Annotated in this window: 15 protein-coding genes and 1 pseudogene; 7 read left to right on the top strand and 9 right to left on the bottom strand. The window is 71.8% G+C overall.

Going from position 1 to position 13489, the window contains the following annotated elements; translation table 11 throughout:
• Positions 1-3: 3 nt before the first annotated feature.
• Together FXF51_RS31740 and FXF51_RS31735 are read right to left on the bottom strand one after the other, a co-directional pair.
• Entirely contained in the window at positions 4-750 is a 747-nt protein-coding gene (locus FXF51_RS31740; protein ID WP_187414672.1) for a universal stress protein, read from the bottom strand.
• Positions 751-836: 86 nt separating this feature from the next.
• Entirely contained in the window at positions 837-989 is a 153-nt protein-coding gene (locus FXF51_RS31735; RefSeq protein WP_148438370.1) for a universal stress protein, read from the bottom strand.
• Between the two features lie 207 nt (positions 990-1196).
• Between FXF51_RS31735 and FXF51_RS31730 the strand changes: the two genes are divergently transcribed.
• Positions 1197-1949: an HAD family hydrolase gene (locus FXF51_RS31730; RefSeq protein ID WP_148438369.1), complete on the top strand. Its 753-nt coding sequence runs from the start codon at positions 1197-1199 to the stop codon at positions 1947-1949.
• A 69-nt stretch (positions 1950-2018) separates the two neighbouring features.
• Here the strand turns inward: FXF51_RS31730 and FXF51_RS31725 are convergent, their stop codons facing one another.
• The 4 genes from FXF51_RS31725 to FXF51_RS31710 all read right to left on the bottom strand — a co-directional run bounded on the left by FXF51_RS31725 (position 2019) and on the right by FXF51_RS31710 (position 5802).
• Entirely contained in the window at positions 2019-2519 is a 501-nt protein-coding gene (locus tag FXF51_RS31725) for an HPP family protein (RefSeq protein WP_262379976.1), read from the bottom strand.
• Positions 2516-3421 (bottom strand): universal stress protein, encoded by a 906-nt coding sequence (locus FXF51_RS31720; protein WP_148438368.1) that lies wholly within the window; start codon positions 3419-3421, stop codon positions 2516-2518. The genes FXF51_RS31725 and FXF51_RS31720 overlap by 4 nt, the downstream gene beginning before the upstream one ends.
• 363 nt (positions 3422-3784) lie before the next feature.
• Entirely contained in the window at positions 3785-4717 is a 933-nt protein-coding gene (locus tag FXF51_RS31715; protein WP_148438367.1) for an alpha/beta fold hydrolase, read from the bottom strand.
• Between the two features lie 227 nt (positions 4718-4944).
• Complete coding sequence (locus FXF51_RS31710; RefSeq protein WP_148438366.1) at positions 4945-5802, bottom strand: hypothetical protein; 858 nt, start codon at positions 5800-5802, stop codon at positions 4945-4947.
• A gap of 337 nt (positions 5803-6139) precedes the next feature.
• On the opposite strand from FXF51_RS31710, the gene FXF51_RS31705 reads away from it, so the two are divergent.
• Both FXF51_RS31705 and FXF51_RS31690 read left to right on the top strand, forming a co-directional pair.
• Complete coding sequence (locus FXF51_RS31705) at positions 6140-6730, top strand: cyanamide hydratase (RefSeq protein WP_148438365.1); 591 nt, start codon at positions 6140-6142, stop codon at positions 6728-6730.
• A gap of 999 nt (positions 6731-7729) precedes the next feature.
• Positions 7730-8270: pseudogene (locus tag FXF51_RS31690) on the top strand (Tn3 family transposase).
• A 16-nt stretch (positions 8271-8286) separates the two neighbouring features.
• On the opposite strand, the gene FXF51_RS31685 reads toward FXF51_RS31690, so the two are convergent.
• Complete coding sequence (locus tag FXF51_RS31685; protein WP_148438363.1) at positions 8287-8646, bottom strand: ArsR/SmtB family transcription factor; 360 nt, start codon at positions 8644-8646, stop codon at positions 8287-8289.
• Positions 8647-8729: 83 nt separating this feature from the next.
• Between FXF51_RS31685 and FXF51_RS31680 the strand changes: the two genes are divergently transcribed.
• From FXF51_RS31680 to FXF51_RS31665, 4 genes are all read left to right on the top strand, one after another.
• Positions 8730-9815, top strand: coding sequence for a flavin-containing monooxygenase (locus tag FXF51_RS31680; protein WP_148438362.1), 1086 nt, complete (start codon positions 8730-8732; stop codon positions 9813-9815).
• Between the two features lie 150 nt (positions 9816-9965).
• Positions 9966-11399 carry an FAD-dependent oxidoreductase gene (locus FXF51_RS31675; protein ID WP_148438361.1) on the top strand — a complete coding sequence of 478 codons (1434 nt, stop codon included), beginning with the start codon at positions 9966-9968 and terminating at the stop codon, positions 11397-11399.
• Between the two features lie 53 nt (positions 11400-11452).
• A complete protein-coding gene (locus tag FXF51_RS31670; RefSeq protein WP_148438360.1) occupies positions 11453-12103 on the top strand; it encodes an MFS transporter in 651 nt (216 codons plus the stop codon).
• A 20-nt stretch (positions 12104-12123) separates the two neighbouring features.
• Positions 12124-12507: an ArsR/SmtB family transcription factor gene (locus FXF51_RS31665; RefSeq protein ID WP_148438359.1), complete on the top strand. Its 384-nt coding sequence runs from the start codon at positions 12124-12126 to the stop codon at positions 12505-12507.
• A 229-nt stretch (positions 12508-12736) separates the two neighbouring features.
• Here FXF51_RS31665 and FXF51_RS31660 read toward each other — a convergent pair whose 3' ends face one another.
• Both FXF51_RS31660 and FXF51_RS31655 read right to left on the bottom strand, forming a co-directional pair.
• Positions 12737-13090 (bottom strand): hypothetical protein, encoded by a 354-nt coding sequence (locus FXF51_RS31660; protein WP_148438358.1) that lies wholly within the window; start codon positions 13088-13090, stop codon positions 12737-12739.
• Positions 13091-13185: 95 nt separating this feature from the next.
• Positions 13186-13452, bottom strand: a complete 267-nt coding sequence (locus FXF51_RS31655; RefSeq protein ID WP_148438357.1) for a hypothetical protein — start codon at positions 13450-13452, stop codon at positions 13186-13188.
• Positions 13453-13489: the final 37 nt, after the last annotated feature.

Below are 13489 nucleotides of genomic sequence, written 5' to 3'. Positions count from 1 at the left end.
GCCTCAGATCTCCCCGCGTCCGCCGAGGACGACCGCTCCGGCCAGTGCCGCCGCGGCGAGCACCGCCGTGAGGGCCGCGCTGAGCGCCAGGCCGGTGCCGGGCTCACCTTCGAGATCGGCGGCCTGCGGCCCAGGCTGATCACTCGGGCGTCGCAGGCCGCCAGGGAACCGGGCAGCAGCCACTCGGCCGCCGCCAGCGAGCGCACGGACACGCGCAGCCGCTGGTCGTCCAGGACGTCCACGCCCGCCACCCAGTCCTTGGCGCGCAGCACCCCGGCGACCCGCCCGACCGGCGGCCCTGCTCAGGACGCTCACCGGATGACCCGCCACCTCCTCACCGGTGATCCGGACATCGGGGTTCTTGTCCCGCCACACCGCCACGCGGTCCTCCGCCGCGCGGATCTCCTCCTCGTGAACGTCCCGCGCCAGACTCTGGTAGGTGGCCGCGTACGGCGAGGCGATCGGCGTCTGCCAGGCATGGACCACGTGCAGCGGGACGTCCCGGGCTCGCGCCTGGTCGACGGCGTACTGCATGGCGGCATCGGAATGCGCTGACCCGTCGTACCCGGCCACCACCCGATCGTGCTGGATCGAGGGCGACCCGCGGACGATCACCGCGGGACCGGCGGCGTGCCCGGCGGCGCCCAGGCCGACCGAGCCGACGACCAGCCCGGCGAACCCGCCCAGCCCACGGCTGCCCAGCACCACGCTGTCGGCGGTCCGAGACTTCCCGATCAGGGCGTCGATCACGTTTCCGGGCGGCGGCTCCGTACCACCTCGACGTCGCGGGTCAGCGCGCGTGCCCGGGTACCGGCCGCCGCCAGGGTTGCGGCGCATTACGCGGCCATGTCCCCGCCGTACGACCACTGCTCGCACACGTGCACGATGCGCAGGCTCAGCCCTCTGCGCTGGGCATCGGCGGCGGCCCACTCGACGGCTGCCGTCGCCGGTGCGGATTCGTCCACGCCGACCACGATGTGTCCGGTCATCACGCACCTCCTCCGCTCTCGGCTCCAGCGTCACGCGCCGGCCGCCCAGCCGCCCGGGAACGAGGTCCCGACCTCCCAGCCGTTGGGCACGAACCCGCTCACCGGCCCACGGTCGTGACGGACGCGGCGCGCGCCCAGGCCGTTCGGCCCTGACGCAGCCGCCGCCGGGCAGCGAGCATCGAGGCACGTTCTGCAGAGGGGGACGACATGGCCGTGATCGACCTGCACCGCATCGCAGCGGTGATCTTCGAAACCGATGGTGTGCTCACCGACACCGCCCGCGTCCATGCCGCGGTCTGGAAGCGGGTCCTGGACGCCTACCTGCGCCGGCACGCCGAACGATCCGGCACCTCGTGGCGGCCGTTCGAGATTCGTGAAGACTACCTCCGCCACGTGGACGGCAAGCCCAGGGTAGACGGGGCGCGGGGCTTCCTGGCCTCGCGCGGCATCGTCCTGGATGTGGAGGAGGACCGCGACGTCCTGGCCGGCATGGCGTGTCTCAAGGACGGCCTCTTCCTGGCCGAGATCCGTCATTACGGCGTGGCTCCCTTCCCTCCTGCCGTGGCGCTGCTGCATGACCTGCGCCACCATGGCGCGCTGACGGGAGCGGTCTCGCCGAGCCGCAACTGCGCCGAGATCCTCCACCGGGCCGGCCTGTCGGGCATGATCGACGTCCGTGTGGACGGGGTGAGCGCCGCTGAGTCCGGCCTGGCGCCCATGCCGGACCCGGCGATGCTGCTGGAGATCGCGCGCCGCCTGGACGTGCAGCCGTATGAGACGGCCGTGATCGCCTCCACCACGCCCGCGCTGCGGGCCGCCGTGAAGGGCCACTTCGGCCTCGTGATCGCCCTGGGCGGGCCCTCGCCGGCGGACGTGGAGTGCACGGAAACGGTCAACGACCTCTCCGCCGTCCTCGTGACGGGGCGGGTGCCACTCTTCGCGCACACCGTGCACCCGTGAGCCAGTGGCACCGGATGCTCAGGGCTGAGAGTTCCGTTCTACCGAGGGCGTACGCGACCAGCGCGTCCATCATCGGTTTTCGTGGGGCAGGACGGGCACCAGGTGGAACATCCCGGTGACCACCTCGCCGGGCTCCTCGGCGGGCCCGACTCGTCCGGCGACGGCCGACAGCACGTCCCGTGCCGTCACCAGCCCGACCAGCGCGCCGCCGGACACCACGGGCACAGCGTCGCAGCCGGCGTCGAGCATGAGAGCGGCGACCCTGGGCAGCGGTGTCTCCTGCCGCACGCGAGGCATCCGCTCGCGGCCGAGCAACGCGCGCACGGGCCGGCTGGACTGTTCCTGCGGGCCGCCCCACCAAGAGGCAGCGAGCCGCTCGCGGGTCAGGATGCCCAGCACGCGTCGGCCTTCTACCACCGGCAGGTGGTGCACCTCGGCCCTGCGCATCAGCTCCCAGGCCATCAGCGGCGACTCGTCCGGCTCGATGGCCACCAGGATGCGGCTCATCACCTGCCCGGCGGTCAGCGGCTCCAGCTCTGTCATCTCCGCGGCCGGCCTTTCCATGGTCATCGCCCCTCCTCGACGTACGGCTCGCCGGCGCGTGACCCCACGATGTGCGGCCGCTCGGCCGGCGGGCGCACCATGGCGACCGGGCAGGTCACGTGGTGCAGCACGCCGTGGCCGACCGAGCCAGGCAGTGCGGAGCCTGGACCGCCCGGCCCGCGCGAGCCCACGACCACCAGATCGGCTGCCCGCCCGGCCTTGACCAGGGCGGCCACCGGGTGGTCGCACACCTGCTCGTCGGTGATGACGAGCTCCGGAGCGCGCTCCCGCCAGGACACGGCCCTCTCGGCCGCCTGGCGGAACTCCGCGCGCATGGCGTCCTCGATGTGGCTGCCGTAGGCGACGGCGTACGGGGAGAACAGCGGCACCTGCCACGCGTACACGAGGTGCAGCCGCGCCCCGCGTGCCCGGGCCTGCTCCACCGCATAGGCCACGGCGGCCTGCGCGTGCCCGGACCTGTCGTCGCCGGCCACGACCAGGCCGTGGCGCTGCGGGGACGCGGCACGGACGATCACAACGGGCCTCTCGGCGTGCCTGGAGACGGCCAGCCCGACGGAGCCGAGCACCATCCCGGCGAACCCGCCGAGCCCTCTGCTGCCCAGCACCAGGCTGTCGGCCGAGCTGGACTCGGCGAGCAGCTCCTCGACGACGTTACCCGCACGCGATCTGCTGATCACTGTCACGTGTGGGGCAAGTTGCCGGGCTCGGTGCGCAGCCGCGCTCAACATCTCGTCCGAGGCAGCATCCGGGGCCCCGTAGGCGGAGCCCTCGTCGCCGCCCGGCCGGTGCCGGGTCACGTGCACGATCCGCAACGCCAGCTCGCGCCGCCGCGCGTCGGCCGCCGCCCATTCCACTGCTGCGGTCGCGGACGGCGACGCGTCCACGCCGACGACGATGTGACCGGTCATCGTGCTGCTCCTTCACACAGCCGGCCTCCAGGGCCGGATCGATCCCTCATCTCCACCTTGGCCGTACCGGCATCGCCACACCCGGGGAGTAAGTCCCGCGAGGCCATGCCGTTGGTCCCGAACCTGCCCAGGGCGTCAACCGTGCCCATCAGGACGTGTGCAGATCAAGCGTGAAGGCGGGCGGCGGCCAGCGCGGGAGCGCACGGCCAGGAGGCGCCACAGGACGCGCAGGCGTGCGCGCTGTCGACCCGGTGCAGATGCAGTGCGTCGGCGCCCACTGCGTGCCGGTGTCGCCGGTGCGCATCCCGGATCTCGACGTGGCGGCGGTACTCGCAGGCGGCCAAGGCCTGCGCGCGGGCGCTGTCATCCGCGCTTCGCCAGCGGATGCCGGGCGGCCTCGACCACTGCTCCTACGGTGCCCAGCCAGCGGGACACGGCGTCCGCCGTCTCCCTCGGCGCCTCCATCTGAGGGGTGTGGCCCACGCCGCCCAGGATGACGAGTTGCCACGACGGATGGCTCCTGACCAGGGCGCGGGAGCCGGCGACCGGCACCAGCAGGTCGCGGTCACCGTGCACCAGCAGGGCGGGCGCGCGTACCGACCGGATCGCCGCCCGGTACGACAGCCCGGCCGCCGTCCGCACGACCGATCTGGCCGCCTGGAGGAAGTCCTGCTCGGCGTACGCCAGCTCGGCCCGGTGCCGTGTCAGGCGGACGTGCTCGGCGACGATGTCCGGCGGCACGCGTGACGGATCCGCACAGCACACCCTGAGCATGAAGCCGACGGCGGTCTCGGCCGTCAAAGCCCACCTGCGGGCCCTGACGACCGCGCCCAGCCACGGCGCGGTGTACAACGCGAACACGGCGGCGACCATCGGAGCCGGCAGCGCCGGGCCGAACGAGGTGGCCGCGTCGAGCAGGATGAGGCCCGCCACCGTCTCGGGCCGCTCGGCCGCCTCAAGCAGCGACACCATGCCACCCATCGAGTTGCCCATGAGGATCACCGGCCCGCCAGCGACGTGCTCGACGAAGCGGTCCAGCAGCAGGCGGCTGGCCGCGACGGTAGAGCACCGGTTTCGCGTGCGGGTCAACCCGTGCCCGGCCAGGTCGGGCGCGAGCAGCCGGCACTCGCCGGTGAGCAGCGGCGCGATCGCCAGCCAGTTCAGCACCGAGCCGCCGAGCCCGTGCACGGCGATCACGACGGGGCCGCCGGGCGGTCCGCCGAAGTCCAGGTAGTGGACGTGGTCGCCATCGAGGGCGGCCCACCGGGAGTCTCCGAAAGACGGCCTGCGTTCCATGCCACCTCACCTGCCTGGCCGACCGGGCGCGCACTGCCGGAACCGCTTCTGGCACGGCACCGGCGCGGAACCGGTCGGCGGGCTCCGAGCGGTCCCACGACACCACACCACCCCGGCTGTGGACGCGTCCGTAGAGGAGAAGGTCTCGTACCGGGGGGACCATCGTCCCCTCCTGCCCCACAGCGCTTCGGCCAGGTGGCCGTCGTGAAGGGCGAAGGTGATCCCCGTCAGCCTTCGCGCCTGCGGTGGACGACGAGGGCGAGCATCCCGGCCAGCAGCAGGGCGGGGATCAGCAGGTCGAGCGGTTCGGCATACGCCACTCCTGGGACACCCGCCTGCGCGACGAAGTACCGCGCCGCCAGGTAGTTGAGCTGGTAGGCCCCGACGTAGACGCACGTCGCGACGCCCAGCGCGTACCCCCAGGCGGTACGCAGCCACAGCAGCACGCCCGCCAGCACCAGGGTGGGGACGACCATGGTGAGGTCGAGGGCCATGCCCAGGTGAACCTGCGCCTGCGGTAGCGGGAGCACGTCCGCCGGCAGTTCACCGGTGACGGCGTGGCGGACGAGCGACACGCCGTACATGCCGGCCAGCGTCGCGGCCAGCAGGAGCAGCATGCCGCCGACCCAGCGCATCGCCGTCTCCGCCCGGGCTGTGACCTCCAGGTCCGTGAGGGCCAGGCCGAGCGACGCCGCCGACAGGACGACGATGGCGACATGCAGGAGGAACAGGTCGTTGAAGGCGGGATCGTAAACGTAGTAGGCGTAGTTGTAGATCAGGTACGCGAGCATGCCCGACCAGACCAGGCGGCCGCGGGTGGAACCCCGTACCGATGCGGTGAGCGCCACCGCCAGAAGGGGTACACCTGCGACGAGAGTCGCCAGGTCATTGCCGCGGAATCTGGCGATGAGCGCTGTGGGACCGGGATACAGCCCGTCGTTGAGCAGACCGGCGGAAGCGGCCACGACGGTGAGGACCACGACGAGGCCGCTCAGCCACCAGGCTGCCCGCGATCGCGGGCCGGTACGGGTGCGCAGCGGCTGTGACGCCGACAGCCGGGTGGAGGAAATGCGCTTTTCGCCCATTGGGGACACCCCCTGACGAGAAGGTTCAGGGCTCCACCACAACGCTGCCGCTCACTTCGAAGCCTGCCCAGAGGCGTAAGCCCCGGCCGGCGCGGCCGAAAGCCGGGACCGCGCGTGGAGCGTTCGTCCGGTCTGCGCACCACCCTCCAGGGCCCGCTCATGACGCGGACCAGGCGCTACCGGTGGGCCGAGCTGCTCACATCGAGCTGAGCCTCCTCCGGCCATGGCGGGGTGCCGAGCGGTGGCGGAAGGCGATCGGCGGTCGCTGCGCCTCGGCGCGCACGACACGCGCCCAAGGTTCGCAGGCCGCGGCCGTCGGGTGCGCGAGACTGGGCTCATGGTCCCGGAGACGCCCGCTGCCGCCGCGGCGCTGTCGGTGGCCAGGCGGTTCTGCTCGCCCGCGCTGCTCAACCACTGCGTCCGGTCCTACTTCTGGGGAGCGATGTACGCCGCCGCGCACCGCATCGCGCACGACGACGAGCTGTACTACGTCTCGGCGCTGCTGCACGACATCGCGCTTACGCAGACGTTCGACAGCCACGCCGTGCCGTTCGAGGAGGCGGGAGGCCGGCTGGCCTGGGTCTTCGGCACGGCGGCCGGCTGGCCGGTGGAGCGCGCCGCCAGGGCCGAGGAGATCATCACACTGCACATGCGCGCGGACGTGTCCGCGGCCGACGACCCCGAGGGGCACCTGCTGCAGGTCGCGACGAGCTGGGAGATCGTCGGGCGGCACGCCGAGCAGTTCCCGGTGGACGCACGGGCGGAGATTCTCGCCCGCCATCCCCGGCTGGGGTTCGGCCGGGAGTTCCTGGCCTGCTTCGAGGCGCAGGCCAGGCGCAAGCCGGAGAGCGCCGCCGCCGCCTCGGTCCGCAACGACCTGGCCGCGCGGATCACCGCCAACCCCCTCGAAGTTCCTCCACCGTCCTGACCGGGCCATGGCCGACCAGTCGACGGGGGCGCATGACGACAAGACCGACCTCTTCCCGGCGTGTCGCCGGCCTCGCGGAGATCAGTTGTCGCGGGTCCAAGCGGGCGTGACCCGCTGCTCACGGAATCGCCAGCCCGCCGGCGTCCGCGCCAGGGTGCCCCGTCGCGGTAGTAGAACACGAGCGAGTACGCCGAGGCGGCCGCCCGATCGCCGCCGACGTCCACCAGCAGGTCAGTGGTCAGGTGCCGGGCTTGATGCCCCTCGACCTCGCCCCTTTCGCATGAAGCCGACGACCTCGTCGATGCCGCAGAGCTGGCCTCCGCGCGGCGAGCGCACCGTCACATCAACGGCGAAGACGGTGCCCGCTTCGTCGGCTCCCCGCTCGGGTTCGCGCTACCAGGGCGTGACCCCCCACCCAACGCGCGCAAACTCTTCCTGAAGAGCCCGGGGCCTGAGACGGGCTCCACCAAGGGGGATGATCCATAGCGGCTGATCCGATTCCAAGCCAAGATCGGCCACATGGTCGTCAACCCAGCAGTCACACCGGCCGGGCAACTGGAGCCACATCCGTTCTCAGCGGTATTCAGCAGACTGATGGACCTGCGCGGGATTCCGGTGAGGGACATGGCCATGCAAACCGCCAGGTCGATGTCCACCATCCACATGCTTCGCAACGGCAGGCTGAATCCGCTTCCTGTTCTCGCCAAGGAGATCACCGAGTCCTGGGCATGTCGGAGGCAGATATCCACGCGATCGCCAGCCTCGACGGCGATCACGAGGACAGCCAGATCCCAGGCTCTCAGTAGGTGTTAGTCACGCACAGCAGTGCATTTTCATCCGTACCTCGTGGCGCATCTTCTTGCATGCCGACACATGGACCCTCGCTTGACTTCGTCCACATAACCTCGATCGTCGGGTTCGCCTTCTCCGAGCTGCTGGACTTCAAGCTGCACCGACCCGGGACAGGCGAGGACGAGGCGTGGCCCGCGCCTGGAGACGGTGCTGTCGAACAAGACCATCGACTGGGATCTCATCGCCCGCGATGACGATCAGATGATCAAGTACGCGACCGCGCTGCGGCTGCGCACCGCCGAGTCGCACCAGATGCTGCGCCGCTTCACCCATGGCGGCCCCAAGCACCCCACCTACCAGGCAATCGAGGACGATCTTCATTTGCGAGTACCTCGCCGACGAGGAACTCAGGCGCGAGATCGGCGAGGGGCTGAACGTGGTGGAGAACTTCAATCCCGCCAGCAAGGACCTGTTCTACGGCAAGGCCGGCGATCTGACCGGCGACAACCGCGAGCACGCCGAGGTCTCGGCGCTGGCGCTGCACCTGCTCGCCGCCGCCATCGCCTACCTCAACACGCATCTGATCCAGATGGTGTTGCGCGATCCGGCCTGGACCAAGCGGCTGAGCCCGGCCGACCGGCGCGGGCTGACCGCTCTGTTCCGGTCGCACCTGAACCTGTACAACCGCTTCGAGCTCGACATGAACCGCCATCTGGAGCTGGGATTCGCCGCCTGCCCACCGCCGTGACCGGCGCGACGGGCAGTCAGCAGCAGAATTTCAGATAACCCTGCAGATCACCGAGGATACGGCCAACGCTGTCGCGGTCGCCCCGATACAGCACCTCCTTGCCGTCGCGGCGGGAAGTGACGATGCCGCCGCGGCGCAGCAGGGCGAGTTGCTGAGAGGCGGCGGACTGGCTGATGCCGGAGCGCTCGGCGACCTGGTTGACCGACAGCTCGGCGCCCTGGGCGAACAGCAGCATGATCTGCTGGCGTCCGGGGTTGGCCAGGGCCTTGAGGAAGTCCTGGGCAGCCTGCGGCAGCTGCGGCGCGCACGCCGCACCCGCCGTCCTGCCCGTCGACGCGTCCGTCGGCGTTGCTGGTGTTGCCGTGATCTCGGCCATGCCTGCGCTCCCTCCTGTTCCGCCGCACTCTACCGTCATACCGACTTATTGACATATTAGAAAATGACGGTACGTTCTGCGGCATGCCCATCGACAACGACCGCATCCTGATCGCCGGAGCCGGACAGTCCGGCCTGGCCGCCGCGCACGCCGCTCTGGAACAGGGGCTACGACCCATACTGTTGGAAGCCTCCGACCGGGCCGCTGGGTCCTGGCCGCGCTACTACGACAGCCTCGCCCTGTTCTCGCCCGCCCGCTACAGCAACCTGCCCGGCATGGCCTTCGGCGGCGACCCCGAGCGCTACCCGCGCCGCGATGAGGTGGTCGCCTACCTGGAACGCTATGCCACCGCCCTGGTCGAGCGCGGCGCCGAGCTGCGCACCGGCGCTCGCGTCGAAGTCGTCGAGATCGGCGGGAACGGGTTCGCCGTGCGCCTGGGGGACGGCGAGACCTTCACCGCCCCTGCCTTGATCGCGGCCAGCGGCTCCTTCGGCCGCCCGCACCGGCCCGCCCTGCCCGGCCTGGACGCCTTCGCCGGCCCGGTGCTACATGTCGCCGACTACCGCTCGCCGGTCGCCCTGCCTGGCGAGCACGTCGTCGTGGTCGGGGCGGGCAACTCGGCGGTCCAGGTCGCCCACGAGCTGGCGGCCGAACGGCGGGTGACGCTGGCCAGCCGGGCGCCGCTCCGGTTCGTCGAACAGCGTCCGCTCGGGCGGGACCTGCATTTCTGGTTCCGCGTGACCGGGTTCGACCGGCTGCCGCTGGCCCGCGCGCAGAATCCGCCTCCCTCGCCGGTGCTCGATGACGGCCGCTACCGCCGGGCGCTGCGCGAGGGCCGCTACAGACGCCGGGCGATGTTCACCCGGCTCGACGGCGATCACGTGATCTGGCCCGACGACGGGCGCGAGCGCGCCGATGTGGTGCTGCTGGCCACCGGCTACCGGCCGGACCTGCCCTACCTCACCGGCCTGGACGCGCTGGACGCCGACGGGCTCCCGCGCCAGCGCCACGGCCTGTCCCTGACCCATCCCGGCCTCGGCTACCTGGGCCTGGAGTGGCAGCGCACCCCCTCCTCCAACACGCTGCGCGGGGTCGGCGCCGACGCCCGCCACGTCGTCGCCGCGCTCGCCCGTCATCTGCGCGGAGCCCGTCAGCGCGCCCGCGCGTAGGCGACACCATTTCCGCATGCTCGCTGATTAGATACCTATCTAATTTGACATGCCTCTAACCTGTCGGGCATCCTGCCATCGAAGCTACTTAGACAGCCTTCGAAACAGCGCGGACCGGCATGGTCGCGCGTAACGATGAGGAGAAGCACCATGAGCGGATGCTGCGGTCCCACCGCTGTCGAACTGGAGCCCAGCCGCCAGGCTTCACAGCCTGGCGATCTGCCCATCGTGGTCATCGGCGCCGGCCCGATCGGCCTGGCCGCCGCGGCCCACCTCGCCGAACGGGGCCTCGACTTCGTGGTGCTGGAATCGGGTGAGCAGGCGGGCGCGTCGGTGGCCCAGTGGGGCCATGTGCGGGTGTTCAGCCCGTGGACGTACAACATCGACGCCGCCGCACGCCGCCTGCTCCAGGCCGACGGCTGGAGCGCTCCCGACCCCGAATGGCTGCCCACCGGCGCCGAGCTGATCGAGGAGTACCTCGCCCCGCTGGCCAAGCTGCTGGGGTCCCGGATCCGTACGGGAGCGAAGGTGAGCGCGATCAGCAGGCTCGGCTACGACCGGGTCCGCACCGCCGGCCGTGAGCAGGCGCCGTTCCTGATCCGCCTGGCCGACGGGAGCGAGCTGCACGCCCGCGCGGTCATCGACGCCTCCGGCACCTACGCCACCCCGAACGTGCTCGGCGCGTCCGGCCTGCCCGCCCGCGGCGAGGCCGACGCGGCGGACCTGGTCGACCACGCGCTGCCCGACGTGCTGGGCGCCGACCGCGACCGCTACGCCGGCAAGCACGTCCTGGTCGTCGGCGCCGGTCACTCGGCCGCCACCACGCTGCTCGCCCTCGCCCAGCTCGAGGACACTCCGATCACCTGGGCGATCCGCGCGGGCAACGCCACCCGTACGTACGGCGGCGGCGAGGCGGACGCGCTGCCCGCCCGCGGCGCGCTCGGCACCCGCCTGCACGCCCACGTCGAAAGCGGCCGTATCCGCCTGCTCACCGGCTTCTTCACGCACGCCGTCGAGCGCAACGGCGAGCAGGTACGGGTGATCAGCCGCGACCCGTCCGGCCACGAGCAGAGCGTGACGGCGGACCAGATCGTCAGCGCGACCGGATACCGTCCCGACCACGCCATCGCCAGCGAGCTGCGCCTGGACCTCGACCCGATCCTCGGCTCCACCCGCGCGCTCGCGCCGCTGATCGACCCGAACGCGCACTCCTGCGGCACCGTCCCGGCGCACGGCGCCGACGAGCTCGCCCACCCCGAGGGCGGCTACTACGCGATCGGCGTCAAGAGCTACGGCCGCGCCCCTACCTTCCTGCTGGCCACCGGGTACGAGCAGGCCCGCTCGGTCGTCGCGGCGCTGGCCGGCGACTGGGAGGCCGCCCGGCAGGTGCAGCTGGACCTGCCCGAGACCGGCGTGTGCTCCTCCAGCCTGGCCGAGGCCCAGGAGCAGCGGGTCGGCCTGGCCACCGGGATCAGCGGCGGCCTGCTCGGCACCCCGCTGCCGCTGGCCACCACCGGAGCCACCACCGGAGCCACCACCGGAGCCACCACGGGGGCCGCCCAGGGCGGCGGATGCTGCGGCTGACCCGCCCGAGCACCCCTTTGCCCGCTCTGCCGCATTTGCGTGAGGAGAGCCTCATGCCCGCCGCCGATCCTCGCGCCGCTGCTCCGAGCAGCGGCGCGAACGGCCCACAAGCCCCGCCCGGCAGCCCTTCGGGCAGTGATCGGCGGCTGGTGGCGGCGCTGGCCGTCACCCAGACCATCGGGATCGGCGTGGCCACCATCTCGGTCCTGCTCATCACCTACCTGATCCACCTCGGCCACGCCCCGCTGCCGGCCGCGAGCGTGGCCGGACTGCTCGGGGTGCTGTCGGTCACCGGCAGGCTGATCACCACCGGGCTGCAGCGCCGCCTGCCCGCCGCGCTGATCGCCGCCGTAATCTTCGCCCTGCAGGCCGTGGCCGCCCTGCTGCTGCCGCTGATCGGAGCGTCCGCCGCCGGCGCGGTCGGGGCGGTGCTGCTGTTCGGGCTCGGCTTCGGGGTGGGCACCATCATCAAGCCGCATCTGCTGACCGAGCGTTACGGCACCACCGCCTACGCCAGCCTGTCCGGCCGCCTGGCCCTGCCCGTCACCCTGGCCAAGGCCGCCGCACCGGCCGCCGCCCTGGCGCTTGCGCATACGGCCGGATACGGATGGGTCATGATCGGCGTCACCCTCGCCTGCCTGATCGCCGCCGTGTCACTGACCCTCTACCACCGCCTATCATTTAGACAGGCATCGAACCAGTAGTGCGACCGGGAGGCTTCCGCATGACCGCCACCACCCTGCCTCTCGCCCAGGCCGGCCCGCAGGCCGGCGGCGGGGCGTGCTGCGCGCCGATCGCCCGCGAGCCGCTCGGCGAAGGCGACGCCGCCGAGCTGGCCGTGCTGCTCAAGGCTGTGGCCGACCCCGTGCGGCTGCGGCTGCTGTCCCTGATCGGCTCGCACGCCGGCGGTGAGGCGTGCGTGTGCGATCTGACCGACGCCTTCGAGTTGACCGCGCCCACCATCAGCCACCACCTGAAGGTGCTGCGCACCGCCGGGCTGATCGGCAGCGAGCGGCGCGGCACCTGGGTCTACTACTGGATCATCCCTGGCCAGGTCGCCCGGCTCGGGGAATTGTTCACCCCGATGGCCGCACCCGCCCACGCCTGACCTGGCCGCCGCCGCTTCGGCGGGGTCGGCCATCCGCGCGGCGAGGTAGGTCACGCATCGGTACATGGTCAAGGGGATCTGGCGGCCGCCCACCTGCGCATGCAGCTCGTGCATGACGGCGACCGGGAACTCGCCGCCGGCGGACATCGGGAAGTTCGCATACGTCCAGGTCGCCTCGGTGCGAGGGCCCCGCGGCAGCCGGGCCAGATGCGCGAGCTGCCGGAGTTCTTCACTTGAGGTGCGGCCCGGTTCTGGGATGACGATGCGCTGACAGCTGTGGGCCTGGATCACCTGTAGCGCCTCCAGGATGCGGATCTGCCGGCGCGGGCGTGCGGCGCCGGCTCGGTCTCCTCGGGCTGCCAGCGAGGAGCGTGGACCGGGCCGTCAGCACGGGTGTGTTCTCCGGGACGAAGTCCGCCAGCAGACGCATCGCCGGCAGCACATCGGCGGGTGTCTCGCCGGTCAGGTCGTCCAGGTCCACATTCAGGCGGAAGGTGTCATGGTCGCCGGCGTTGACCAGGAAGTGCCGCTGCAGCAGACCGCTCCGGTCGTGGCCGGCCAGCCAGGTTCCGGGGCCGTCCACGCCGCGTGAGGCGCGTACGCCGGCCAGCCTCAGCGTGTGCAGGACGCCGACACCCCTCCAGCGCTGCGGCGGTCCCGGACGACACGCAGGAATGGTCAGCGGTAGGAGATGCTGCGTGCCTGCAACAGCTCGAACCCCTGCTGCACCATCGGCACCGCTGCGACGGTGCACCAGCACAGGCCGCTGATCGACCCGGTGACGCGCACCAGCGCCACCTCCTGGTTGCGGGCCACGATCTGCCTGTCCAGCATCGCCAGCGTGCCGTGGGCCGGCGCGCTGCAGCCGCTCCACACCAGCTGCGCCAGCTCGGCGCCCAGCGTGGTCAACCCGCCCGCGCTGATCCCGCTGTTCGTAGTGTCCACCTCGCGACGCTACGCGGCTGCCCGGCCGCAGGGCCAG

Origin of the sequence: Nonomuraea sp. PA05 (genome assembly GCF_008086045.1) — a bacterium.
GTDB classification, from domain to species: domain Bacteria; phylum Actinomycetota; class Actinomycetes; order Streptosporangiales; family Streptosporangiaceae; genus Nonomuraea; species Nonomuraea monospora.
Note: the sequence above shows the minus strand (reverse complement) of the source record. Positions and strands in the feature narration are given on the sequence as shown.

What these genes read in the sequence shown, in the direction of transcription:
- FXF51_RS31735 (WP_148438370.1), bottom strand. Translation starts at nt 989, where the DNA reads ATGACCGGACACATCGTGGTCGGCGTGGACGAATCCGCACCGGCGACG.
- FXF51_RS31730 (WP_148438369.1), top strand. Translation starts at nt 1,197, where the DNA reads ATGGCCGTGATCGACCTGCACCGCATCGCAGCGGTGATCTTCGAAACC.
- FXF51_RS31725 (WP_262379976.1), bottom strand. Translation starts at nt 2,519, where the DNA reads ATGACCATGGAAAGGCCGGCCGCGGAGATGACAGAGCTGGAGCCGCTG.
- FXF51_RS31720 (WP_148438368.1), bottom strand. Translation starts at nt 3,421, where the DNA reads ATGACCGGTCACATCGTCGTCGGCGTGGACGCGTCGCCGTCCGCGACC.
- FXF51_RS31715 (WP_148438367.1), bottom strand. Translation starts at nt 4,717, where the DNA reads ATGGAACGCAGGCCGTCTTTCGGAGACTCCCGGTGGGCCGCCCTCGAT.
- FXF51_RS31710 (WP_148438366.1), bottom strand. Translation starts at nt 5,802, where the DNA reads ATGGGCGAAAAGCGCATTTCCTCCACCCGGCTGTCGGCGTCACAGCCG.
- FXF51_RS31705 (WP_148438365.1), top strand. Translation starts at nt 6,140, where the DNA reads ATGGTCCCGGAGACGCCCGCTGCCGCCGCGGCGCTGTCGGTGGCCAGG.
- FXF51_RS31685 (WP_148438363.1), bottom strand. Translation starts at nt 8,646, where the DNA reads ATGGCCGAGATCACGGCAACACCAGCAACGCCGACGGACGCGTCGACG.
- FXF51_RS31680 (WP_148438362.1), top strand. Translation starts at nt 8,730, where the DNA reads ATGCCCATCGACAACGACCGCATCCTGATCGCCGGAGCCGGACAGTCC.
- FXF51_RS31675 (WP_148438361.1), top strand. Translation starts at nt 9,966, where the DNA reads ATGAGCGGATGCTGCGGTCCCACCGCTGTCGAACTGGAGCCCAGCCGC.
- FXF51_RS31670 (WP_148438360.1), top strand. Translation starts at nt 11,453, where the DNA reads ATGCCCGCCGCCGATCCTCGCGCCGCTGCTCCGAGCAGCGGCGCGAAC.
- FXF51_RS31665 (WP_148438359.1), top strand. Translation starts at nt 12,124, where the DNA reads ATGACCGCCACCACCCTGCCTCTCGCCCAGGCCGGCCCGCAGGCCGGC.